Raw genomic sequence first — 24,779 nt, 5'->3', positions numbered from 1 at the left:
GTGGATACGGCCAGGTGAAGGGCCCGGGTCAACGTACGGTCCGGCCGAATACGCCGTCAATAGTGAATGAAGGGCGGTATTCCACCTTTTCGAGCCGGTGTCAGAGGCCCCGCTGGTCCAAGATGCTCATCAGGTTCCGCTTGCGCTTCTGTGTGGTGCGCAAGGCGGCGAGGTACGCGGTGAACTCGGCCTCGGTGCCCAAGCGCCGGTGGCAGTCGCGGGCCAGGAGGAGCAGCCGGGCGATCTCCTGGTAGTTGCCGTCGCCGGTGCGGCGGGTGCGCGGCTCGATCACCCGCAGGTAGACCTTCAGCGCGTCGGCCGGACGCTCCTCACGTACGAGGTCGGCGAGGGCGAGCCACTGCCGTTCGTTCGCCCGCTCCTCGGCGGCCCGCCAAGCGGCGGCCACGTCCCCGTCGTCGATCAGTACGTCGACCAGCACCGAACCGGCGTAGTAGACGTCTGGGACGTCCGGAACCGTACGGTGGGCGAGCAGATCCAGGGTCGCCGCGCGTTCGGTGTCCCAGCAGCCGGCCGTCCGGGCGGCGTCGCGGAGCCTCCGGTAGTCCTCCAGTGACGGGGCCGCGCGGAACCTGTCCCGCCGTACGGCGACCGCGTCGGCGAGCCGGCCGTCCCGTTGGTACCGGTCAACGACGTAGTCCGCGAGCCGGTCTTCGACGTACGGCTGCCGGATCGTGTCGCGCAGTCCGCGCTCGGCCCACTCCAGAGCCTCGGCGTCCCGTCCGACGCGGTCGAGTTCTTCGGCGATCCGCAGGTGTGTACGGCCGATCGGGTCGAGGTCGTCCGCGAGTGCGGCGACCAGCGCGTCCACGTCACCTCCGACCCGGGCGATCTCCTGTTTCACGTACTTCGCGGCCCAGCCGGATGACCCTTGTGCGGCCTCGGCGACTCGTTCGGTGAACCTGGTCCGGCCCGTGTCGCCCAACAGGGCCCAGTAGTCGCCGAGGTCGATCTCCGGCAGGTGTGACCAGTCGCCGAGCATGTGGCCGGCCAGCCACTCGGCGGTCTCCACCGGGTCGATCTCGGCGGCGGTGCAGGCCTCTCGGTGCGCCGTCTCCAGGGCATCGGCGGCCTCGCCCAACGTGCCGTCGGAGTCGTCGATCTGGTCATACACCTCGCCGAGGTACGCGATGGCCTCCCGGGCCAGCGTCACCGTGTAGGACGCCTTTCCGGCGGCGGTCAGGGACCGCAGCACGCCCGCCACCCCGCCGACCTGCTCCGCGTAACCGGCCGCTCCCGCGTACTCGACGTAGCCGTACCGGCCGTACGGCGCCGTGTCCAGCAGCGGCTTGATCTGCGCGCGCAGGGTGGCGATGTCGAGGTCAGCGTCCGCCTGCTCGGCGGTGGCCCGTATTTCGAGGCGGCGGCGGAGATTGCGGTCCTCGGCGATCTGCTCGCGCAGCAGGGCGAGCAGCCGCTCCCGGGGAAGGGCCTCCAGCCAGGTGTCCAGCCGCCGGCCGTTGAGGGCCGCACGGGACTGCGCCTGTCTCACGTCGAGGCCGCGTTCCAGGACGGCGAGGCCGACGGCGACGCAATGCTTGCAGAAGTTGCCGTCCTCACCGTACGGGCAGTCGCAGTCGCCGGACAGTTCACCGTCGGCGTCGAAGGCCAGGGTGACCTCGTACTCGTCGCTGCCGTAGACGGTCGCGGTGACGCCGGTCTCGGTGGCCTCCAGGCCGGTGACCGCGTCGAGGTAACTCTGGGCCCTCGCATACGACCGGTCGCCCGCGAGGTCGAGCAGAGCATCCTTGGAGAACGTCGGAACGCCGGTCATGCGCCCTATCCAACCGAATCCGGCAGCCGAACGAACGGGAACCGTGAAGGTAGCTCATCATTCAGGCCGAGAGCAGGTCGGTGAGGAGGAGTTCGAGGGCCGACTCCTCCTGGACGGCGACGCCCAGGGCGGTCATGGCGGGGGTCAGTTCCGGATCCCAGAGCGCGTCGACGGGGGCGCCGGTCAGGGGCGGCAGCGGCGTGCCTCGGTCGCGGGCCGTGGCGACGTGTTCCTCGTAGTCGGTCGCCCGCATGCGCCAGGGGCGGGCGGAGTACCGGCCGATCATGCGGTTGGCGATGGCGATTCCCGGCCAGTCGAAGTCGCCCCGGTAGGCGAGGCGCGCTCCGGCGGCGTGCAGGGCGTCGAGCAGGGTGAGCGCCGTGGTCGTCGGATTGCCGGATGCGCAGACCAGCGGCCGGGCGCATCCGCGGTCGGCGGCGGCCTCGACGACGCGTGGGTTCTCGCAGACGTGGACCTCGGTGTCCGGCGGGAGACGCCAGGTGATCCGGGCCAGGTCGCGCAGCGTCAGGTGGGTCTCGAAACCGGCTCGCGTGCGGTCGCGGAGCAGGCGTACGGCGGGTTCGTCGCCGAGGGGCACGAGCCCGTACGTGAGCACCGTGGTCGAGACGCGGTCGACGGCCACGCCGGCCGCCTCCCACAACTCACGGCGGGAGCGGGCGTCCTGTGGCGGCGGCACCTCAAAAGCACGGGCAAGGGCGCGCAGGACGATCCGGGACAGCAGGGTGCCGTCGTCCAGGCCGTGCGCGGTCCCGGTCACCCGTTCGGCGAGTTCGCCGCGCCCCGGCACGCCCGCCCTGCCCATGCCCGCGCCCGGGGACACCGGACCGGTCAGGACGCTCATGACGTCGATGGCCTGGCCGATCAGTCGTCTCGCGCGGTCCGGGGCGAGCCGGGCCAGGGTGCCGGCCCGCCGTAGCTCTTCGAGCCACGGTCCGGCCCAGACCGCGTCGGCGAGGCCATGGGACCGCAGCGTGTCGTCCGCGGCGGACCAGATCGCTTCGGCGGTGGCCCGGCGGGCGTCGCGGGCGGCGGGGCGGTCGGTGAGGGGGCCGCGGAGTTCCGTGACGACCTCGACGAGGCCGCGTCCGGCCGCGCCCGTACGGAGTTGCGCGTCGAGGTCGGCGAGCGCGATCGACACCGTGTCTCCGGCGTACGGGCGGCCGGTGAGCAGGGCGAGAGCCTCGCGTTCGGCGGCCGTGACGCCGTCGAGGCGTAGTCTGCCGCGCGCCTGGAGGCCGTTGCGTTCGAGGCGGTCGCGCAGCCGGTCCCAAAGGCGGGCGAGAGCGGGCTGGTCGAGCCACGCGCGTGTCCGCGCGCTCATCCCGGGCTCGGTCGCGGTCACGTGCTGACCAGTCGCTTGTGCCGGCCGTCCCAGGTGAAGTGGACGGTGGCCACGCCTCGGACGTGGGGGTCGCGCAGGCACTCGTAGATGTGCAGGCTCGGCACGGTCGCGAAGCAGCCCCACAGGCGTTCGCTGGTGACGATGAAGTCCAGGTCCAGTTCGACCAGCAGACCCAGCAGTCGCCCGTGCGTCGGCTCGTCGACCTTGGCGAACGCGTCGTCCAGCAGAATGAGGCGCGGGGCGGCCGGGGCGGCGTCGCTCAGCGAGGAGAAGTGCGCGGCGGCGGTCGCGAACAGCACCAGGTACGACACGACGCGCTGCTCGCCCTGGCTGAGCGCGGTCCGATGGCTGAGCACCCGTTCCCGGTCGGGGTTGGCGGCGTCGGTCACCTTCACCCGGAACGCGAACCAGGTCCGGTAGTCCAGCGCCGTGCGCAGGTGCAGGGCGTATCCGGCGGACGGATCGGCGCGTCGGGCGTCCTCGATGCGACGGCGCAGGGCGTCGCGGAGGCGAGCGGACTGGTCGCGGGTGCGCAGCGCCGACGGGCGGCGGAGCAGGTCGACGGCCGCGCGGATGTCGGCGTCGGCGCCGGCCGGCAGCTCCCACACGAGGCGGGTGCCGATGCCGTGCGACGAGCGGACCTCCTCCAGAGTCTCGTTCATCGCCGCGACGAGGTTGTGCGCGGCCAGGACCTGCCGGGACAGGTGATCGCCGAGCTCTCCCAGCAGGTACCGCTCGAACACGTCCTGCTCCCGCGTGGACAGCCGCAGCCGGGCCTCGGCGAGGGCCGCGCCGATGCGCGTGCCGACGACGGCGACGTCGTGTGCGCCGGTGTCGTCGTGCAGGGCGAACCGTTTGACGCCGTCCGTCTCATCCACCCCCGCGTCGTACCCCCCGGCCAGGTTGTCGCGCAGCTCCTCACCACGACGCAGGATCAGCGAGTCGCTGACGTCGGCGGAGGCCGGGCCGAGCCGGGTGCCGACGTCGTCGGCGAGGGCGTTCAGCGCCTTGATCCGCGCGCGTACGTCGCCGTCCTGCGCGGCGTCGTACGCGCGCAGCGGCTCCTCGAGATCGCCCAGTTCGGCGGCGAGCGGCAGGCCGGGCAGGCCGAGCGGACGCCGCAGCCGGACGCCGCCGTCGACGACGGTCCGTTCCTGCTCGGCGAGGGCGGTGAGGGCGTTCTCGCGCCGTACGCCGGCCTCGATGCGTTTCCTGAGGAGCTCGGCATGCCGGGACCGGAGCGCCGGCAGGCCGCGTGTCGCCGTGTCCAGCCGGTCCTGGACCTCGCGTTCCCGCCGGAGGATCTCCTGCTCGCTCGCACCGACCGACTCCTCCAGCAGCGCCAGCTCGCGCCGCGCGGCGGTGAGCGTCGCCCGTGCGGTCGCGTACCCGTCCTCGGCGTTCGTACGTTCGGCGCGCGCCTTCTCCCAGCCGGCGCGGACCGCGCCGTGCGCCGACAGTCGGTTCAGCACGCGGTCGGTATCACGGCCGAGCGTGCCGATCCGAGCCTGCAGGGCGCCGAGGCCGGCGCGGATCCGGGCGAGGTCGTCCCGGTCGGCGGGCAGGCCGTCGGCGCCGGCCTGCGCTTCGGCGCGGGTGCGCAGTTTCACCGCGGCGGCGCGGGACTCCTCGGCAGCGCGGCGTGCGTTCGTCAGATCCGCGGTGAGCCGTCCCGTTTCGGCGATCGCTTCGTCGTACGCCGTCCATGCGTCGGTAACGGCCCGTGGCCGGGGGACGTCGCGCAGCACCCGGCGGAGCGCGTCGCGCCGCTCCTCGATCCGCGACCGTGCGGCCCGTGCGGTCTCCAGCGTGGCCGCCAGCTCCTGGATGCGGGCGGTCAGGGCCGCGATGCGGCGCTGCCGGGCCGCCGCTCGGGCGCCCGCGCCGACGTACTCGGGGTGGTCCTTGCCGTACGCGCCATGGGCCACGCCGAGGCGCCATCGGCCGTCCACGGCCGCCCAGTTCGAGGCCGCCTCCGTCTCGCCGAGCCCGATCGAGCGCAGCAGTCTCTCCAGACCGGCCGCGCCGACCCCCTCGGCGGGTACGGGGCGGAGCACGTCGGCCAGGCTCGGGCCGGCGACGAGGGTGGCGGGGCGGAGCAGGACGTCGCGCGTGTCGGCGGCCAGGACGGTGCCGTCGGCGCACACCCAGGCGCTGAGGAGTCCGCTCGCCTCCAGCGCGGCCTCCAGGCCGGTACGGTCGGCGTCGGCCAGTCCGTCCGCGAAGTCCAGCAGCCGGAACAGCGGCGCGCCGCCGTGCGCCGGCCGGTCGGCGGTGGCGTACGGGGAGCGGGGTGGTTCGGGATCGGACTGCCGTTCCCAGCGACTCCGTTCGGCACGCGACTTGGACAGGTCGGCGTCGATGGAACGCTCGCGGGCGACCGCCTCGTCGCGTTCGATCTCGTAGGCCGCCAGCACCGGGTCGGCCACCTCGTGCGCTGCCTGAGCGATGGCCTCGGGGACGTCCCGGTCGAGGCAGCGGTCGGCGATCGGGAGTTCGTCGTCCTCGTCGGGCAGCGCCACGAGCGACTGGACCGCCGTCGGATCCGGGAGCCGGTCCGCCCACGCGCGTACGAGCCGGGCGTACCCGGCGGACGCCTCGACCAGGCGGGCGCCACGCTGTCGCTCGCGGTCCTGTGCGCCGCCGAGCTGAGCTTCCAAGCGCTCGGCCTCCTGCCGCAGGGCCGCCGCCCGGGTCTCCGCGGCGGCGACCTCCTTCAGCCGCCCGGTGAGCGCGTCGGCGGCGCGCTGCCGCTCCTTGACCACCTTCGTGGCCTCGGCCAGCCCGTCGCGCCAGGCGGCCAGGTCGGCGGTGGTCCGTTCGCCGAGCGTCTCGGCGCCGGGGCGTACGGTCTCGTGGTCGTGGCCGTCCGGGTCGGTGATCGTCTCGGTGGCGTGCGCGGCGAGCGTCGTGGTCGTCGCGGCGGGCGGCTCGCCCAGCAGCGCCTCGTCGATCCCGCACGCGCGGCTGCCGATGCGGGCATCGCGCAGCGAACCGCGCAGATCCGTCAGGTCGCCGGCGGCGGCATCGGTCTCCGCGCGGAGCCGGTCCGCGGCGGCCGCCTCGCCCGTACGGGCCAGGTCGGCGGCGATCCAGGCGCTGCGCGCGGCGTCGTCCACGGCGCGTACGGTGTTGCGTTTCTCCCGCAGGTCGTTCAGCGCGCCGTACGCCGCGCTCTCCCGCAGCGCCCGAAGGTCGGCGTCCGCGGCGTCGCGGGCCTGCTCCAGGCTCGCCACCCGATCCTCCGCCTCGGCCTCCTGCTCCTTGAGCTGCGTGAGGGTGCGTTCGGCGTTCCCGGCCGCGCGGCGTCGTTCACGGAGCCGGGACAGGGCGTCGTTCACCTGTGCGACGCGGCTGCGGAGGACGCCGCGCAGGTAGCCGCGGTACGCGGTGAGGAACGTCGTCAGCGCGGCGTCGGTCCGCTCCAGCCGCGCCAGTTCGTCGCGTACGGTGTCGAGGTCGTCGAGGTTGCGGGCGACCTTGTCGATGACCTCGTCGTCGAGGGGAGGCAGGGCGTCGCTGAGCACCTTCACCAGCTCACCGGACTCGATCCGGTCGCCGATCGTCGGACGGCGCAGCCCGTACAGCAGGTGGACCAGGTTCCGGTACCGCGCCAGGTCGGTGAGACCGAACAGGTCCCGGGCGACGCGAGCGCGGTAGTCGGCGGCGCGGTCGAAGCAGTTCTCCGGGCCGATCAGCTCCCGGAGTTCGGCGGGCGTGGGACGGCGGGTGGGGTCGTGCAGCGGTAGGTCGTCCCCGACGGTGAGCGAGGTCACGAAAAACATCGGCTTCGCCTCGCCCGTCGACCTCGACGCCCGGATCCCGGCACCGAGCGTGAGGCGTTCGCCCGCGCCGTCGTCGGCCGTCCGGGCGAACTCGATCCACAGGTAGCCCAGCCGGTTGGTGCCCGTCGTCCAGCCGTCGAGCATCAGCCACTTCAGCGTCGTCTTGCCGCCGCCGGCGGCGTCGATCCTGCGCGTGTCGCCGTCCAGCAGGAACGGCAGCAGCATCTCCAGCGCCTTGGACTTGCCGGCGCCGTTCTTGCCGCGCAGCAGCAGCCGCCCGCCGCCGAACAGGAACTCCTCGTCGTACTGCCACACCTGGTGGATCCCGGCGCGGCTCAGCCGGAAGCGGTGCGGGTTCCTCGGCAACGGGGTCACGTGGTCACCTCGGGGGAGTAGCGGGCGGCGGCGGCGAGCAGCCGCAGGCGGCCGTCGCCGGACCGGTCGATCAGACGCATGCGCAGCAGGAGGTCGGTGACGGCCTGGCACAGCAGCTCGGAGGACTCGGTGTACCGCTCCGCCCACGCCTTGCGGTGCCGCTCGACCAGCTCGGCGAGCACGGACTCGATCCTGCCATCGGGGAGGTCGGCGGAGCCGCCGTCCGGGGTCAGTTCGGCGACGAGGCGCTCGAGGACCAGCAGCGCGGCCCAGGGCACGGTCCCGGTGCCGGGGAACTCGATGTCGCTCAGCTCCCCGGCCGGATCGAGCAGCGCGACGCCCTCCGCCCGGATCTCGGCGTCCAGGCCGCAGAACTCCTCGAACGTGCGCTGCTCGCGGCGCTGGTTGCGGCGCAACCAGTCGCGTTCCTCGTCGGTCAGCTCGTCGACGTAGACGACCGGGGTCTCCACCAGCCGCCGCCGTACGGCGTGCCGGGGACCGGCATGCTCTGGCGTGGCGGCCAGCTCGATCAGCTCGTCGGCCGAGGGCGCGCGGCCGATCGGGCCGCTCACCAGGCGCCGCGCGATCTCCCGGTCGACGGTCAGCAGCGCCTCGGCGCTGCCGTCGCCGGAGTAGGACTCCACCGACCCCTCGTCCTCCGAGAGCACGTGCCAGGTCATCAACTGTTTGAGCGCCGCGACCAGCGCGCGGCGTTCGACGATGCGGTTCGGTTCGCCCAGGTCGATGCCCGCCTCGGCGGCGGCGGCCCGCGTACGGGTGACGATCTCCGACAGCAGCAGTTGCTCGGGCGCGGTCACCAGCACCGACAGCGCCAACGCGAGATAGGCGTACGTGCGAGGGGTGAAGGGCGCACCGGAACCGCGCTCGAGCCACCGGCCGGAGTTCCGTCCGAGGCCCGCCTTGAGCAGCCGCGCGAAACCGGGCTCGACGACGAGCCGGTACCCCAGCAACTGCCCGAACTGGCGAGCCAGCTCGTCCGCGTGCCGCCGGATCAGCGGGAACTCCTCCGGATGCGTCTCCGGGGTCACCAAGGGCTTCCGCAGCAGCAGCCGGGCCGCGGTGCGCCGCTCGGCCGCCAGCTCGTCCGCGAAGTCGCCTGCACCTGCCGTCATCCCGCCGCCTCCAGATCCGGGCGCGCGGCGGCGCCGAGGTCGACACGCAGCCCGTCGAGGACGAGATCGCCGTCCGCGCCGTGGACGACGGTCTCGGCGCCGGCCGTGCGGACGAGGCGGAGCCGTACGTCCAGGTCGTCGTCGGAGGTCTCCACGGTGTCGAACGCCGGCGGAACACCCGCCAGGGAGCGGGCGAGCAGGTCGAGGAACAGTCGCGTCGCTGGACCTGACAGTCGTACGTCGCCGAGCCGCGCGCCCGCCGCGCGGAGCTCGGCCGCCGCCGCGCGCTGCCGGCGGGTCTCCTCCTCCGCCTGCTCCCGCAACCGCGCCCTCTGATCCTCGTAGTCCTCCGGGCCCGCGGTACGGCCCCGGGGCGCGCGCGACCCGCGATCCTTCAACGCCACGGGCACACGGGCGGCAGGTCCGTCCCACCAGCTCGTCGTCGCCGGCACGTCCTGGTCGGTGTCCGGGGCGACGCCGAGGTGACGCGCCCCGTACAGCCCGAACGCCGCGACGAACAGGTCATGGGCGGTCGCGTCGTCGGCGCCGTCGAACCACTGCGCGAGCCGGATCAGGTCGCGCCGCCGGGACAGCCCACCGCCCGCCGACCGGATCATGCGCTTGGCGTTGGCCAGCAGCGCCTGCAGGGCCCGCAACGTCGCGTCGCGCAGCTGGTCGACCTGGCTGCCCTGGCCTGTGTCGTCGAAGAACCACGCGCGCAGCCCCGCCCAGTCGTCCAGCTCGCGGCCGCGGCTCCGCTGGATCCGTACGTCGGCGTCCTGGAGAGCGGCGAGGCCCTGGTCCGCTGCGTCGATGCTCGTCAGGAGGGCCGGCAGCCGCGGCCACAGCACCTGGATGCTCGCCTCGATCTGCGGCGCGAACAGCGCTACATCGTCGGTGATGGTCTCCGCGTAGTCGAGCAGCAGCTCCTTGAACCCGCTGAACTCCGCGCCGGCCAGGTCATACCGGAAGATGACCTGGCCGAGGTAGGCGTAGAAGTCGCGGACCGAGTCGGCGAACTGGCCGAACTGTGCGAACAGCGTCGAGACGCGGTCCAGCGCCTCGCGCGGGTCGATGCCACCCGGCCGCTCGGTCTCCTCCTTCAGCTCGGCCAGGCCCCGGGCCACGAGGGCGAGCAGCTCCCGGCTCACCTCCCGCGCGGCATCGGCGTTGAGGAGGATCTCGTCCGCCTGCCGCTGGATCCGCTCCCCGAGGGCGGACAACTGATAGCGGGAGCGGACCCGGTGGTACTCCCGGATGCTGCCCGCCTTGACCGGTCGTGAGCTGGGAATGAGGTTCCCCCAGGCCGTCAGCGCGTCCAGCTTCGCGGCGACCGTCTCGACCGGGTATTCATCGTGGAGCCGTTCGACCAGGTCATGCGCTGACAGATCCGCCAGCAGGGTCGAGGTGAACACCCGCATGATCGCGATGTACGCCGTGCGGTCCGGCACGGTGAGATAGGAGTACGCGGTCAGCCGCTCCAGATCTTCCTCCACGGTCAGCCACCGTACGCGCCGAATCTCATCGGAACGGACGGCTCGCCCATCTCGGGTGCTCCCGGTCTCCACGCGGGCGGCGACCCGGCGCGCTCTGCTGACGCGGACCGGCGGAGCCCGTCGGGCATCCTGCCCGTGAGGCCGCCGATCAGCGGGTCGTTGGTTTCCGAGAGGTCGCTTTGAAGGCGGCTTTGCGGGCGGCTTTGGCGATCTTCTTGTCGGGGTGATGGTCGCCGGTCAGGGTCAGGACCTCCATGACGTCAGGGTGGTCCAGGCGCCACATCACGTCGAGGAGATGCTGTGGCCCCTCACCGGGCGGGAGGGCCTCGCGGAGCTGTTCGGCGATTTCATCCGGGTCCAGAACGGGGCAGGTCGCGGCGATCGAGTCGGTCAGGAGCCACGCCAGGTCTTCGGGAGTGGGCTGCAGCTCGGCCGGGGCATCGGGAGGCTGGATCCCTGCGAGTTCGGCGAGCGCGACCTTGGCGTACGGGCGTAGCCGCGGGTCATCCAGGGCCTCGCGCCACCGCGGTTCGGCGGCGGCGCCGATCCGGGTGGCCATCGTCGTGGCGAACAACCGGTCCGCGGTGCTGCCCGTGGCGGCGGTCCGGAGCAAGTCGTCGGCGGCGGCCTCGGCGCCGCGCAGTTCGACCCAGGCCGTCAGCTCGGCGTCCATCTCCTCCTCGACGCCGCCCTCGGCCACCGCGATCAGGTCCGCGGCGGTCATCTCCTGCGCCGGCGGAAGGATCGGCACGTCGACACCGGACTGTTCCAGCTGGAGGCGTACGGTCCAGATGGCCGGCGGGGTGAGCCGGACCAACGGCGCGGCGTCATCGGAGGGCCGGTCGAGTTCGACCGCGCCGAGGTCCCGCAGGCACGCGAGCAGCAGGTCGGCCGGGTCGCCGTGTTCTTCGGTCCAAGCCGACCAGCTGCGATCCGCGAGGTCGGGCGGGAGGTCGGCGGTCGCTCCGTCGCGGATCATCTCGTGGAGCTCAACGGCCGGGATGCCCTCGGCGCGGGAGAGGAACAGCGCCATGACGATGGCGACACCGGCACCGTCGAAGACGAGTCGCGTCTGCTCGTCCGGGTCGACGCCGGCGAACTGTTCACACGACAGGACCTCGGTCAGCGCCATCTGCCAGGTGTCCAGCACCTCGTCGTCGTCTGCCGACGGCCAGTCCCCGGCGGACGGACCCGTCGTCACGTAGGTGTCGTGCCAGGACAGGAACTCGGTGTGTTCGGCGAAATGCCACACATGCGCGAGTTCACCGGCGTCGATGCCGAGAGCGGCCGTCGCGTCCGCCACATCGTCGGCTTCCAGTTCGTAGCCGTCGGCGATGTCACGTCTCTCGCCGACCCAGTCGGCCAGCCGCCGGGCGCGGTTCAGCAGGACGCTGGCCCGCGCGGCCTCGGCCAGCTCGCCGTCTCCGGGCAGTCGCAACGGCGGCAGCCGGTCCGGCAGTCCGAACGCCTCCGCGAGATCGAGGGTCTCGTCCTCGTCGAAGGGGCCGGCACCCTCAAAGCCCGTCAGGTCGTGGTCGTTCTCGCTGATCCAGCGGTCGACGGCGCTCTGATCGGACAGATCGACGCCGTCGGCCGCCATGGACTGTGCCAGCGACCGCGCGGGCCCCCAGTTCGCGGGGTCCATCACCGCATCGGCGAACCGCGGCTCGATCCCCTCCAACTCGGTCTCCAGCCGTGTGACCTTCGCCTTGCTCAGCCTTCCGGTGTCACGGCAGAACGCCAGCAGGTCCCGTACGGTCGGGATCACCGCGGCGGCGTCCTCGGCCTCCAGTACGGTCACCTTCCGGGGATAGACCTCCAGCAAGAGTTCGCTCAGGTCACCCACGGCCAGGTCGGTGAGGCCGAGCCCCAGATGATCGTGCAGCAGGTCCAGGAGCAGCCGCGCCTCATCGGCGTCGCCGCCCGGCGGACGGCCGGCCCGATCCGCCCACCCGCGCAGCTCCGTGAGCACCGCCTTGGCCGAGTCGTCGAACATTTCCGCCACGTCGTCGAACGTACCGACCATCGTGCACCGGGCGGGACCGATCCCACGCCATGGTCCGGATCCGCGCCGGAATCTTTGCCGCGACGAGGTCCGGTGCGGCGCCGACGGCCGCCGTGGTACGGCGTTCAGCCGCGGTCGGCCCACCAGCTCATCACCGCGCGGACCAAGGCACCGGCGCGGTTGTCGGACTCGATCGTTACGGCGTATCCCGCGTCACGGGCGCCGTCTCCGGTCACCGGGCCGACCGTGGCGACGGCGACCGGGCCGTTCAGTGCCTCGCGTACCCGGTCGCCGATCCCGGCCGCGTTCGCCAGCGTCGCCAGGCCGTGGGCGGCGCTCGGTGACATGAAGGTGACCACGTCGAGTTCACCGGCGACGGCCGCCTCGGCGAGTCGCGTGCCCGGGCCCGGGTCGTCGGGTGGGGCCGAGACGTACGGGGCGAGCTTCTCGACGATCGCTCCGGTCTGAATCAGTTTCCCGTACGGATCGCCGCCCGCGCCGTGTACCTGCACGGCGACCACCTCGTCGGTGCGGACGTGTTCGGCGAGCCAGGCCTCGACCTGGAAATCGCGTTCGTCCGGAGCGACCCATACCGGGGTGACGCCCAGGCGCTTGAGCCCGCCGGCGGCCTTCTGACCGCGCGCCACCACGGTCGCGTTCTGTAGTGCCCGCACCAGGGCGTCCCGGCGGCCGGTGCGTTCGGCGGCGGCGGCGAGCAGACGCATGCCCATGCCGGTCGAGGCGGCGAACCACAGCGGCCGAAGCTCCACCAGCCGGTCGATCGCCACGGCGATCACGTCGTCATCGACCGGACGGTCGCCGCCGAGCGTCGGGCCGTGCAGCACCCGCGCCCCGCGGCGTTCGAACGCCGTGACCAGCTCGGCGCCCTTGCGCGCGGAGGTCACACCGACCCGGATCACTGCCTCCGGGCTCGCCGGCTCACCCTTCATAGGTCCTCACAACAGGTCTGGGAACCGGCGGCTCGTGCCGGTGACGACCCCGGCCTCCCGCGGCCGGCTCGGCCGACGACGTCGTGCGCGGCGCGGACGAGCACCGCGCCCCTCCGACCAGGCTACCGAGCGCGACGACGGGCCCATGAAGGGAAGGATTACGGCCGGTGGTGGCTGGAGACGGGCGTCTGCCTGGTGGGGACCCACGTGGTCATGTCGCCGCCCGCGCGGAGGCCGTCCATCGCCCCGGCGAGGTCGTCGGCCAGGGCGCGAAGCGTGCGCGCCGGCCCGCAGCGCGGGACGGGCGCCGGAGGCCTCCTCATGGGGGTGTACGGCGTGTCGATCCTGAGCGTGTAGTCGCCGGTCAGCCGGCGCAGGGGCATGGTCAGGGGAGCGATCAGGTCCAGGTCCGGGACCGGCGAGGTCTCCATGGCCGCCGCCGTGGCCAGGGCCTTGGCGCGTACCGTGATCGCGCTGTACGAGGCGAGCCGGCGGGCCACCGGTGCGCTGTCGATGCCGGCGAGTGAGGCCCCGCCCCACGGGTGGGTGGCCAGGGCGAGCTGGTGCATTCGTGCGTCGAGGCGGCGGGCCGACATCAGCAGATCCGTCCCACAGCCTCGGCCGGCCGTCTTGTCCCGTACCTCCTTCACGAGACTCACCAGGTCGCGGACGAACGCGTCGCGTGCGGCGGCCGTGGTGTTCCGGTTGTGCACCGGCAGGATCAGAACGGCGATGAGGGCCGCGACGCCGGCGCCGACCGCCGTCTCTTCGAGCCGGGTGAGGATCAGCGTGTCGCTGAACTCGCCCAGGGCGTTGTACAGCAGTCCCATCAGCGTGGTGATGGCGAAGGCGAGGACCCCGTAGGCGACGCGGATGAAGTACACGGCGAGGAAGACGCACACCGCCATGACCGTGACCACGAGGGTGTCGTGGCCACGGGTGAGGTGCACGGCCGCGATCGCCGTCACCACGCCCAGCGCGGTTCCCAGCACACGGTGGGCGCCCTTGACCAGCGTCTCGCCGGAGGTGGCCGTGCCGGTCAGGACGATCAGGCAGGCGAGCATCGCCCAGTAGAACCGTACGGACGAGACCGGGAGCGCGCACAGCAGCGTCAGCAGCGAGGCCAGCCCGGCCTGGACGCACTGCCGGCTGTTGAGGGACAGGCGCAGCCATCGCGGACCCTTGACGCCGCCGGCCTCCAGCGCCTCGGCGGCGGTGCCGAGCGAACCCGGGAGGTTTCCGGCGATCAGCTGGACGCCCGGCTCGAAGGCTGGCGTCGGCGGGCCGTCGTCCGTGGCGTGCCGGGGACCCGCGTGCGGCCTGAGGGCGTCACACAGCCGATCGGCCGCGTCCGCCAGGCTGGTGAGGAGGAGGCCTTCGCTCTGGTGGAGGCCGCGTCCGTCCAGCTCACGCGCGTGTTCGCGCGCGCGGTCCAGGTCGCGGACCGCCAACGCCCGGAGCGTGGCGGTGGCGGCCGAGAGCACCGGCTCCGGCAGCGCGGCCGAACCGGCCAGTGCGATCGTCGCCGTGGCGAGTTCTTCGACGGCGAGCTCGGTGGCGAGCAGGCGGGTACGCAGCCGGTAGGCGTGATCGTGTTCGACCGCCGCCGGGGAGGCCAGATGTCCCTCGGCGATGAGGGCGGCCTCCAGCACGTAGAACCTGCGGGCGTGCAGCTCGCGTGCGTTCTTGGCGCCCGGTTCGGTGAGCAGGTCGGCGCAGGCACGGGCCACCGCCGCGACCCGCAGGTCGAACGCGCGCAGTGCCGCGCCGAGCCTGGTCCGGGGACGCTGGTACGTGAGCCCGGCCATCAGGATGACGAGAATCGCCACCGCGGATAGGAACACCAGGCAGAGGGGCAGGAGCTGATCCGGGCGGACCCGCGAGAACGCGCCGAACATGTAGGCGAACCACCCCAGCAGCCCGTAGTTCATGCCACGGATGCCGAAGCGCCGCACATAGACCGCGACCACCGTCAGCACGACGAAGCCGAGCCGCGAGGCGAGAAGGTGACCGTCGACCGCGACGGCCACGACCACTCCGGCGAACGCGACGAGTGGCATCCCGGCGGCCGTGAGGAGGGCGTCGAGGCGGGTCCGGCCGGCCAGCAGGAACGAACCGTTCATGGCGATCATGCCGCCCAGCAGCATGGCGACCAGTGCCGGCAGCCCGGCGGCCGGTCCCACCCAGTGCTCGGCGAAGGCCACGCACGCCACCGCGAGCGTGGCACGCCACGCGAGATGCCATCGAGATAGTCCGGGATCGGCGGCGACCATTCTGTCGATGGTGGTGCGGGCTCGCTGACCGGCCCGGCCTGTCCACCCGGACGTCATCGCATGGCTCCTTGTCGTGAGGGGGTAGGTACTGAATCCTATAGACGCTCCTTACAGCGCCATCGGCCAAGGTGGCTCGACCCGGCCCGTTCCCCGCGGATCAGCCCGTTGCGGCCCTGGTGCACGAGGACCCACCGCCGGTCCTCAGTGGCGGCTGAGGTAGGTGAGGACCGCGAGGACGCGGCGATGCCCGCTGTCGGCGGGCGAGAGACCGAGCTTGGCGAAGATGTTGCCGATGTGCTTGTGGACGGCGTTCTCGGTGATGACGAGCCGGGCCGCGATCGTGGCGTTGTCCTTTCCCTCGGCCATCAGGGCGAGCACTTCGCGTTCGCGCGGCGTGAGATCGGCGATCGGGTCACGGGCGTGACGGGTGAGAAGCTGCGCGATCACCTCCGGGTCCATGACGGTGCCGCCGGCGGCGACCCGCCGCAGCGCGTCGATGAACTCGCTCACCCGGCTCACCCGGTCCTTGAGGAGGTAGCCGACGCCGCCGCGGCGATCGGAGATCAGCTCGGTGGCGTACTGCTGCTCGACGTACTGGGACAGGACGAGCACCGGCAGGCCGGGGTGCCGGCGGCGGGCGTCGAGCGCGGCGTGGATGCCCTCGTCGCGGAAGGACGGTGGCAGCCGTACGTCGACGATGGTGACGTCCGGCCGGTGTTCGGTGACGGCGGCGACGAAGCCCGGGGCGTCCTGAGTGATCGCGGCGACGTCGAAGCCCTTGGCGGTCAGCAGGAGCTCGAGCCCGCTGGACAGCAGGACGTTGTCCTCGGCGATCACGACCCGCACGGCAGGCTCACAGCGATCGTGGTCGGGCCGCCGGCGGGGCTGTGCATGCGGACGGTGCCGTCGAGCGCCAGGACGCGGTGGCGGATTCCGGCGATGCCGGTACCCCGCGTCTCGTCGGCGCCGCCGATCCCGTCATCGGTGACCTCGACGGAGAGCCGGTCACCGTCGCGGGCGATCCGGACCGTGCTCCGGGCGGCCCGGCTGTGCTTGACGGCGTTGGTCAGCGCCTCGGCGACGGTGAAGTAGGCCACGGCCTCGACCGCGGCGGGCACCGTCCCGAGATCCCCGATGTCCAGCTCCGTGCCGATCGCCGATCGGGTCCCCAGCGCCGCCAGCGCCCCGGCGAGGCCGCGGTCGGCGAGGATCGGCGGGTAGATCGTCCGAATCACCGCACGAAGCTCCGCCATGGCCTCCTCGGTCCCCTCGTGCGCCTCCCGCAGGAGCCGGTCCACCATCTCGGGGTCCGTCTCCAGCGACTCACGGGCCGCGCCCAGCCGCATCGCGATGGCCACCAGCCGAGCCTGGGTGCCGTCGTGCAGGTCGCGTTCGATCCGGCGGAGTTCCGCACCGTGCGCGTTCATGGCGCCGGCTCGTGTCTCGGTCAGGGTCTCCACCCGCCGCGCCAGCCGCTCGGCGACCGAGGGGGACAGCAGCGCCACACAGATCCGGGCGTGCAGGCGCGCCAGCAGCGGAACCAGCCAGTAGGTCAGGGCCGCGAAGATGATGATCTGCAGGGTCCCCAGGGTCAACGACGTGCTCCACCCGGACAGTGGAACACCGAAGGCGAAGCCGCCCGCGCGGGTGCCGGCGGGCAATGCCCACCACAGGGGCACCGTGACGGCGGTGGCGACCGCGTTGCCGGCGCACACGACAACGACGAGCCCGAACGCCAGGCTGGTCACGATGTAGGTGCACAGCCACCCGAGAAAACGCCACGTACCGACACGGACGAGGCCGGAACCGGGAGAACGCAACAGCCGCTCGGCGCGGCCACGATGCCAGGACGCCCAGGCGCGAGCCATCGTCGGGACGGGGAGTACGGGCAGCGCGACCAGGGTGACCGCGGCGGCCGACAGGCTTCCCAGCAGGTAGCCCAGACCACGCCACGTCGCCGTGAGCCGGCTGGTCTCAGGGTCGTTCATTCGCACGAGTCTGGGCCATGGTGAGCGAGCCGGGCACTACAGCCTGCCACCCCTTTTTCCCACTGGTGAGCGGTATCGTCCGCTCGCTTCCGCCGGACCTAGCGTCAACGCCCATGACGACCTCACCGATTCGTTCACCACGGCGGCGCGCCCGGTCCGTCCGGCGGAACCTGGCCCTGGCCGCCATCGTGGCCGGGACCCTCTCCGCCAGTGCGCCCGGCGCGATGGCCGCACGACAGCACGACGACCAGAAGCGGCTCCGGCGTGACGCCGCCGCGATCACCGCACTCGGCGTGACGGGCGTCCAGGCCCGCTTGATCACCTCTGACGGCCGGAACCTGACCGCCACCAGCGGCGTCGCCGACGTGGCGACCCGTCGGCCGGTCTCCCCGAACGGCCACTTCCGGATCGCCAGCGTCACCAAGGCGTTCGTCGCCACCGTGATCCTTCAACTGGCCGGCGACGGCAGGCTCTCCCTGGACGACACGGTCGAACGATGGCTGCCCGGCGTGGTCTCCGGAAACGGAAACGACGGCCGCACGATCACCATCCGCCGGCTGCTCCAGCACACCAGCGGCATCCACGACGACTACCCCGACTACACCTCGGCGGAGGACTTCTACCGGCACCGATACGACGTCTACACCGCCGAGCAGACCGTCGCCCGGGCGATGCGTCACCGGCCGGACTTCCAGCCCGGCGAGGACTGGAGCTACTCCAACACCGGCTACGTCCTGCTCGGCATGATCATCCAGCGGGTCACCGGGCACTCCTGGCATGAGGAGGTACGGGACCGGATCACCCGGCCGCTCGGCCTCCATCACACCTTCTGGCCGGGTACCTCGCCCACGCTGCCCCGGCCACACGCCGAGACCTACCAGAGGTTCCAGCCCGGCGGGCCACTCGTGGACGTCACCGAGCAGGTCGGCTCCGGCACCAACGGAGAGGCCGGACTCGTCTCCACCACCGCCGATGTCAACCGGTTCTTCCGCGCCCTGCTCGGCGGCCGGCTCCTGCCCGAGGCGCAGCTGGCGCAGATGAAGCAGACCATGCCCGTCAGCGGGGAGTACCAGCGGTTCATGCCGGGCGCCCGCGACGGGCTGGGGCTCTTCTCCCGCCCGCTCTCGTGCGGCGGGGTGTACTGGGGCCACGAGGGCGGCGATTCGGGCTGGATCACCGCCGACGGCGTCACGGCCGACGGCCGGCGCAGCGTCACGGTCTCGCTGTCGGGCGTGTACGCCGATTCACCGGACGACGTCCTGCGGGTGGAACAGGCCGAGAGCAAGCTGGTCGACGACGCCCTGTGCACGGCCCCGGGCACCGACCGCACCCAGAGCTGAGCATCAACCACATGACGCGGGCGCGCTCAACGGCGGGTCTGATCACCCGCGCGGATCACGCGCCACGGGCCGGCAGGCTCACCGGGAGCCTGCCGACCCTGGAGACCCGACGCGGTTCAGCCGTAGCTGATCGTCGTGGCGGTTCGGATCGAACGGGCCGGGACCGTCACGGTCAGTGTGCGGCGGTTCGGGTCGTACTTCCAGCTTCCGGCCGGTGCCGGGGTGCCGTTGACGCGTACGGCCGACGGGGTGCCGGCGTTCGTGAAGACGGCCGTCCACTGGCGGCTGCCGACCTGGCCGCCGAACGAGCCCTTCGCCGGTGCGATCCGCAGCGTGTGGTTCTTGTCCGTGTAGCGCATCCTGGTCGTCGCCGACTTCGGGGAGGCGGACCGGCCGTCGTCCTCGTACAGCGAGTACGTGCCGTCCGCGCCGCCCGACACCGTCAGCGTCACCTTGGTCAGCGGGTTCTGCACGTCGTTGGTCACGTTGTCCGTACGGGTCGGCACGATGCCGCCCGCCTTCACGAACACCGGCATCGAGTTCCAGTCCGACGTCACGTCCGCCACCGCCGGGCCCGTGTAGGTCTTGCCGGTGAAGTAGTCCGTCCACTTGCCCGGCGGGAACCACACCGACGTCGTCGAGGACGTGCCCGCCGACGTCGCCGGTGCGACCAGCACGTCCGAGCCGTAGAAGTACTCACGCGACGCCGCGTCGTACGCGCCCGGCTGGTCCGGGTACTCCAGGTACGTCGCCCGTACCGCCGGCATGCCGGAGACCGAGGCCTCCCGCGCCAGCCCGTACGTGTACGGCACCAGGTCCTCGCGCAGGTTGAGGAACTTCTCCGCCGCCGTACGCGCCTGGTCGTCGTACTGCCACGGCAGGCGGTCGCTGTGGTTGCCGTGCAGCCGCAGGATCGGCTGGAACGCGCTCAGCTGCACCCACCGTACGTACAGGTCGTCGGCGAGGTGCGACGGGCCGTTGAAGCCGCCGATGTCGTGGCTGACCGCCGACAGGCCCGTGGCCGCCGACTCGCCCGGCGTGTAGCCGACCTCGAAGCGCAGCGTGTCCCAGCTCGACGTCGTGTCGCCCGTGAAGTGCACCGTCGTACGCTTGTCCGCCCACGGGCCCGTCGGTACGCCCGCCTGGCCGCTGTAGCCGCCCGCCTGCAGGGACCCGAACGCCCGGGAGAAGGCGAAGCCGCGGCCCACGTTCTTGGCCGTGTCATCGGCGTACTGCTGGTTGATCCACGCGTCCGGGGTGACGCCCGCGAGGGACGAGCGGGAGTCCTCGCAGCACCAGTCCAGCCACCAGAAGTCCGCTCCCTGCTTCTCCGTCGCCTGGTGCAGGTCGAAGTAGGCCTTGAGCTGCTTCGGGTCGCCCCAGTCGAACACGTGGCAGGTCTGGCCCGGGTCGGCCGAGCAGCCGCTCGCGGCCAGTTTCCCGTCGGCCGTGGCCTGGGCCTTCGCGTACTGCGCGTCGTCGCTGCCGATGCTCGGGTGGATGTTCAGCGTGTTGTGCAGCCCCTGCCGGGCGGACCAGTCGAAGAACGCCGCCGGGTCGGGGAACTTCTTCGGGTCCATCTCCCAGCCGTTCCAGGTGGAGGGCGACTTGTAGTCCGTGTCGGTGACCAGGACGTCCAGCGGCACCCCCTCGGAGCGGAACCGCGGCAGCACGGTGTTCTCATAGTCCGCGGCCGTGAAGTCGTAGTACTCGGAGAACCACACGCCGTACGCCCACCGCGGCAGCAGGTTCGGCGGGCCGGTCAGCGTCGCGAGGTCGGCCAGGCCGCGCTTGTAGTCCTGCCCGTACCCGAAGAGGTAGGAGTCCTGGTACGTCTTCTGGGCGGGCCGCTGGTGGACGGCGCGCGTCGCCGGGTCGTACAGCGCCGACGTGGTGTCGTCGAGCAGCTCCCAGCCGTCGCGGTACAGCAGGCCCGGTGTGGTGACCGCGCTGCCGTTGACGCCGTCGAGGCCGCGGCGGTACCCGCCCAGCGGGCTGTGGACCGGCCGGACCGGCGACGTCGTCGAGGTGACGGCGACCGTGTCGAGGTTGACGTGGCAGCTGTCGGCGGACGGGCAGCCGATCGCGACGGTGTCGGAGCCCTTGGTCAGCGTGACCGGGATCGTGGCCGTCGACCAGCTGTCCCAGTCGGCGGTCACCGGCAGGCTGGAGGAGGTGGCCGTCCCGCCGTTCACCGCGGTGGAGACCGTACGCGCCGAGCCGCTCGCGTTCGCGTACCGGAGCTGGAGCGCGTACCGGCCGTCGGCGGGCACGTTCCGCAGCGCGATGGAGTCCGTGGCGCCGGCCCGCTCCAGGCCGGCGACGAAGCCGCTGCCGGCGTAGCCGTTGTGGTCGGCGCCGACCTTGGCTCCTCCGGTGAGCGCGCCGTCCTCGGCCTCGCACACGGTGCCGTAGTCGCAGGGAGTCGCCGTGGCGGCCGGCGCGGGGTACGGCGCGCCGGGCGTGGTGACGGCGAGGCTGTCGATGTTGACGTTCCCGGAGTCCTTCGCGCCCCGGGAGACCACCAGCGTGTGCCGGCCGGCGGACAGCGACAGCGACATCGAGGCGACCGCCCAGGTGTTCCAGTCGGCGGTCGTCGGCAGCGAGAGCGTCGTCGCGTCGCCGTCGTCGACGGCCGCGCTCAGCGTACGGGTCGTGTTCCCGCCGTCGCCGCCCACGCTGTTGGCGTACCGGAGGCGCAGGTCGTACGTCCCGTCGGAGGGCACGTCGAGCTGGTACGTGAGCGAGGCGCCCACGCTCTGGAAACCGGCGGCGAACCCGGTGCCGGTGAACCCGCTGTGGTCCGAGGCGACGCTCACCCCGCCCGTGAGGGTGGTCTTCTCCGCCTCGCACAGCGTGCCGACGGGGCAGACCGCCGGCGCCGGCCAGGTGGGATGCGCGGTCACTCCGGTACGGAGGCTCACCGACACGTTCTCGGCGGTGAACGGCCCGGAGCCGACCTTGTACCGCAGGGTCATCCGGTCGGTGGCGATGGTCAGCCAGCCCTTGCTCACCTTGTGCGTGAAGGGCGTGTTCCCGAAGTCGTCCCGGCCGATCGCGTTGAACGTCGCGGCGTCGGTGAATTCGCCCTCGCCCGCGTACTCCATCCGGATCAGGGTGGGGGAGAGGACCTCGAACCGCGCGTCGCCCGAACGCACCGCCCGGTGCCGCGCCCCGCCGCCGGGCGAGGCGGCGGCCGGTGGCGCCGCCGCGATGGCGAACACCCCGGCCAGCGCGGCGACCAGCGCGACCACTTTCATGCGCAACGGCCGAGGCCGCCACGCTCGTCCAACCCGCCGGCGAGTCGACCTCATCCAACGCCTCCGGTGTTCGAAAATGTTCGATTAACTTCGCAGCAGATGATCAACCACCCGGTGCAGACGCAAAATGGCACGCGATCGGACAAAGATCAAGAGGTTGGAACGCGCCAGGATCGGCCAGGCCTTCTACCAGTCGTGCCCGTGGTCCCAGCCGTGGTCGTCGTCCCCGTCGTGATGCCCGCCGTCGTGATGCCCGGCGCCGTGGTGTCCGCCGTCGTGCCCGCCGTCATGGGCGGGGCCGTCGGCGCCGTCGTGGTCGCCGCCCTGCCGATCGCCGGCGCCCGCCCGGTGACCCGGCTGCGATGCGAGGTGGCGTTCCAGGACGTCCTGGAGATAGTCCACGAGCGTGTCCGCGGCCTCATCGAACCGATCGAGCCGTTCCTGGTCTTCGAGGGCTTCACTGACGATCCGCGCCTGGTCCGGCTCGGCGTCGTCATCGGGCCGCACGGCCTTCGTCTTCCGCCCGGCGCCTCCGGCCCGCTCCGCGGCGACGAGGAGGTAGGGCGCGTGGCGCGCCGTGACCTCGGCCGCGTCCGGGTCACCGCGACGCGCGGCCTCGGCACTGATCCGCAGCCGGCGCAGGAAACGCCGGAGCTGAAGGTGGCGCCGGCGGTCCGGGCGCCTGCGCTGTTCGCCGACGTCCGAGCGCACCGCCGCGATGGTCACCGCGGCGAACCAGAATGACAGCGCCGTGACGCCCCATCCCTCGTACCCGAACAGCCAGGAGCGCCCGCCGACCAGGCCGGCGAGCGCGAAGAACGCCGTCAGCCCTCCGGCCCACAGCAGGCCGGAGACGACTCCCCAGTACTCCGTCCAGCCTCTCGGGCGGTCGAACGGCCGATCCCATCCGCGTTCTCGCGCGGTGTTCTCAAGCTCGCTCACGATCGCCGGGGCGATGGAATGCAAGGTGTCCGGGCGGAGCGTCGTGGTGGTGTTCCGCGTGCCGAACAGTGCGTTCACCAAGAGTCTCTCGTAGCCGATGAGCCGTGCGTCCCGGGCGGCGTACGTCAGCCGCCAGGAGCCCCGGCCGTCATCGGCGGCGTGCACCACGCGGCGGTGGACCAGCTCGGCCAGGACCACCATCGGCGCGGCTTCCCGGGCGTTCCCCCGGAGCCCGGTCCAGGTCAGCAGGGCGAGCCCCGGATCGACGCCGCGCGGCGGCCGGCGACGGGTGCGCGCTCGCGCGTCGGAGCCGGGCCAGCGGCTCGCCCACCACAGTGCCGCGAGCGCGAGGAGCGTACCGCCGGCCAGCAACCCCGCGACGACTCTCAGCACTGTGCACTCCCGCGCCGCCAGGGGACACCCGGCCATCGGTCGGCGAAAAAGTCGAGGGCGAGGTTACTCCGCCCGCGTCTACGATCGCGGCATGCGGGACGACGAATTCCTCACCCACGTCGGCGAGCGGCTCGCCGGGCTTCCTCGCGTTCAGGCGGTGGCGCTCGGCGGGTCGCGGGCGGCCGGTACGCATCGGCCCGACAGCGACTGGGATCTCGCCGTCTACTACCGCGGCGACTTCCAGCCCGATGACCTGCGCGCGCTCGGGTGGGAGGGGCGGGCTTCCGAGGTCGGCGGCTGGGGCGGCGGTGTCTTCAACGGCGGCGCCTGGCTGCGGATCGACGGGCGGAAGGTCGACGTGCACTACCGCGATCTCGACGACGTCGAGCACCGCCTGGCCGAGGCGCGCGAGGGGCGCTTCGCGGTCGAGTGGCTCCTGTTCCACCTCGCCGGCGTCCCGACCTACATCGTCGTCGCCGAGCTCGCCGGCAACCGGGTGTTGCACGGCACGCTGCCGCGGCCGGAGTACCCGCGAGCGCTGCGTGACAGCGCGCCCGGTCGCTGGCGCGCCGACGCGCGGCTCACCCTCGACCACGCGCGGGGGGCACACGCCGTGAAGGGGCACGTCGCCGAGACGGCCGGGGCGATCGCGACCGCCGCCCACCAGGCCGCGCACGCCGTGCTGGCGGAGCGAGGGGAGTGGGTCACCAACGAGAAGACGCTGCTCGACCGGGCGGGGCTCCGCGGCGTCGACGCGATCCTCGCCGCGGTCGCCGAAGAACCCGTGAAGGCGGTCGACGCCGCCGTGCGTCTCGTCGGGTGAGGCGGCGACCGCCCGTCCGTCCCGGGTGATCAGCCGCAGCCCTCGAACTGCGGCACCGTGGTCGTCAGGTGCAGGCCCGTCGCGCCGAACCACTTCCGCAGGAGCTGGGCCGCCGTCCCGTCCAGGTACATCCCGGTGATCGCCTTGTTGATGTCCTCGCAGCCCGTGATGTCGTCCTGCTTGATGCCGACGCCGTACCGCTCGTCGGAGATGGGCGCGTTGACGAAACGCACCGACCGGCCCTTCTGGGCGGCGAATCCGGCGAGGATCAGGTCGTCGGTCGAAATGGCGTCGAGGCTGCCCCCGATGAGCTTGGTCATGCAGTCGCCGTACGTCGGGGCCTTGACCACACGGGCCGGCACGCCGCGCTCGACCGTGACACGCTGCCAGGACACCGACCCGGTGACCGCGCACAGGCGCCGGCCGGCCAGGTTGCGGACGTCCTTGACCCCGGTGTCGCTCGCGCGGACCAGCGTGTCCTGGTGAGCGACGTAGTACGGCCCGGCGAAGGCGACCTTGGTCTTCCGCTCGGGCGTGATCGAGTAACTGGAGATGACGAGGTCGACCTTGCCGGACTGGATCCAGCTCTCCCGCTTGTCGTACTGCACGACCTTGAAGTCGACCTTCTTCGGCTTCTTCTCCATGTGCGCGGCGATGTAGCGCGCCACGTCGATGTCGAAGCCCTGGAAGCCACCGTCGGGCTGTTGCGCCCCCAGTCCCGGCTGGTCCTTCGAGACCCCGATCACCAGGGTGTCCTTGTCCGCGACGGACGTGCCGCCGCCGGTGCCGCACCCGGCCGCGGTGAGGAGCAGCGCCAGCGCGGCGCCGATCCGACTCAGAGCTACTCGCATGACTCGCTCC

The 24,779-nt window shown here is 72.4% G+C and carries 15 protein-coding genes; 2 read left to right on the top strand and 13 right to left on the bottom strand.

All coding sequences use genetic code 11. The annotated features are described in order from the left end of the window. Positions 1 to 100 precede the first annotated feature (100 nt). The 10 genes from ABEA10_RS43505 to ABEA10_RS43460 all read right to left on the bottom strand — a co-directional run bounded on the left by ABEA10_RS43505 (position 101) and on the right by ABEA10_RS43460 (position 17,160). Complete coding sequence (locus tag ABEA10_RS43505) at positions 101 to 1,792, bottom strand: SWIM zinc finger family protein (RefSeq protein WP_345474343.1); 1,692 nt, start codon at positions 1,790 to 1,792, stop codon at positions 101 to 103. A gap of 61 nt (positions 1,793 to 1,853) precedes the next feature. Further along, positions 1,854 to 3,134 carry a TIGR02679 family protein gene (locus ABEA10_RS43500; RefSeq protein ID WP_345474341.1) on the bottom strand — a complete coding sequence of 427 codons (1,281 nt, stop codon included), beginning with the start codon at positions 3,132 to 3,134 and terminating at the stop codon, positions 1,854 to 1,856. Between the two features lie 17 nt (positions 3,135 to 3,151). Next, on the bottom strand, positions 3,152 to 7,315 hold the full coding sequence (locus ABEA10_RS43495) for a TIGR02680 family protein (protein WP_345474340.1): 4,164 nt from the start codon (positions 7,313 to 7,315) through the stop codon (positions 3,152 to 3,154). Beyond that, a complete protein-coding gene (locus ABEA10_RS43490) occupies positions 7,312 to 8,448 on the bottom strand; it encodes a TIGR02678 family protein (protein ID WP_345474338.1) in 1,137 nt (378 codons plus the stop codon). The genes ABEA10_RS43495 and ABEA10_RS43490 overlap by 4 nt, the downstream gene beginning before the upstream one ends. Continuing rightward, positions 8,445 to 9,944 (bottom strand): TIGR02677 family protein, encoded by a 1,500-nt coding sequence (locus ABEA10_RS43485; protein WP_345474336.1) that lies wholly within the window; start codon positions 9,942 to 9,944, stop codon positions 8,445 to 8,447. Before ABEA10_RS43485 ends, ABEA10_RS43490 begins: the two co-directional genes overlap by 4 nt. A gap of 148 nt (positions 9,945 to 10,092) precedes the next feature. Continuing rightward, positions 10,093 to 11,949, bottom strand: a complete 1,857-nt coding sequence (locus ABEA10_RS43480) for a hypothetical protein (protein WP_345474334.1) — start codon at positions 11,947 to 11,949, stop codon at positions 10,093 to 10,095. A 125-nt stretch (positions 11,950 to 12,074) separates the two neighbouring features. Further along, positions 12,075 to 12,899 carry a uroporphyrinogen-III synthase gene (locus ABEA10_RS43475; RefSeq protein WP_345474332.1) on the bottom strand — a complete coding sequence of 275 codons (825 nt, stop codon included), beginning with the start codon at positions 12,897 to 12,899 and terminating at the stop codon, positions 12,075 to 12,077. 158 nt (positions 12,900 to 13,057) lie between these two features. Further along, entirely contained in the window at positions 13,058 to 15,229 is a 2,172-nt protein-coding gene (locus ABEA10_RS43470) for an FUSC family protein (RefSeq protein ID WP_345474330.1), read from the bottom strand. A 144-nt stretch (positions 15,230 to 15,373) separates the two neighbouring features. Next, positions 15,374 to 16,018 carry a LuxR C-terminal-related transcriptional regulator gene (locus ABEA10_RS43465; protein ID WP_345474328.1) on the bottom strand — a complete coding sequence of 215 codons (645 nt, stop codon included), beginning with the start codon at positions 16,016 to 16,018 and terminating at the stop codon, positions 15,374 to 15,376. Beyond that, on the bottom strand, positions 16,006 to 17,160 hold the full coding sequence (locus ABEA10_RS43460) for a sensor histidine kinase (RefSeq protein ID WP_345474326.1): 1,155 nt from the start codon (positions 17,158 to 17,160) through the stop codon (positions 16,006 to 16,008). The genes ABEA10_RS43465 and ABEA10_RS43460 overlap by 13 nt, the downstream gene beginning before the upstream one ends. 113 nt (positions 17,161 to 17,273) lie before the next feature. Between ABEA10_RS43460 and ABEA10_RS43455 the strand changes: the two genes are divergently transcribed. Continuing rightward, a complete protein-coding gene (locus tag ABEA10_RS43455) occupies positions 17,274 to 18,500 on the top strand; it encodes a serine hydrolase domain-containing protein (protein ID WP_345474324.1) in 1,227 nt (408 codons plus the stop codon). 116 nt (positions 18,501 to 18,616) lie between these two features. Here the strand turns inward: ABEA10_RS43455 and ABEA10_RS43450 are convergent, their stop codons facing one another. Both ABEA10_RS43450 and ABEA10_RS43445 read right to left on the bottom strand, forming a co-directional pair. After that, entirely contained in the window at positions 18,617 to 21,760 is a 3,144-nt protein-coding gene (locus tag ABEA10_RS43450) for a TIM-barrel domain-containing protein (RefSeq protein WP_345474323.1), read from the bottom strand. Between the two features lie 186 nt (positions 21,761 to 21,946). Continuing rightward, entirely contained in the window at positions 21,947 to 23,095 is a 1,149-nt protein-coding gene (locus ABEA10_RS43445; RefSeq protein ID WP_345474322.1) for a hypothetical protein, read from the bottom strand. Between the two features lie 91 nt (positions 23,096 to 23,186). Here ABEA10_RS43445 and ABEA10_RS43440 point away from each other — a divergent pair, with 91 nt between their 5' ends. After that, positions 23,187 to 23,918, top strand: coding sequence for a nucleotidyltransferase domain-containing protein (locus ABEA10_RS43440; RefSeq protein WP_345474320.1), 732 nt, complete (start codon positions 23,187 to 23,189; stop codon positions 23,916 to 23,918). A gap of 29 nt (positions 23,919 to 23,947) precedes the next feature. On the opposite strand, the gene ABEA10_RS43435 is transcribed toward ABEA10_RS43440, so the two are convergent. Next, positions 23,948 to 24,769, bottom strand: a complete 822-nt coding sequence (locus tag ABEA10_RS43435; RefSeq protein ID WP_345474318.1) for a glutamate ABC transporter substrate-binding protein — start codon at positions 24,767 to 24,769, stop codon at positions 23,948 to 23,950. Positions 24,770 to 24,779: the final 10 nt, after the last annotated feature.

This window comes from Actinoallomurus oryzae (assembly GCF_039541955.1).
Lineage (GTDB): Bacteria > Actinomycetota > Actinomycetes > Streptosporangiales > Streptosporangiaceae > Actinoallomurus > Actinoallomurus oryzae.
This window is presented reverse-complemented; position numbering and strand designations above follow the sequence as displayed.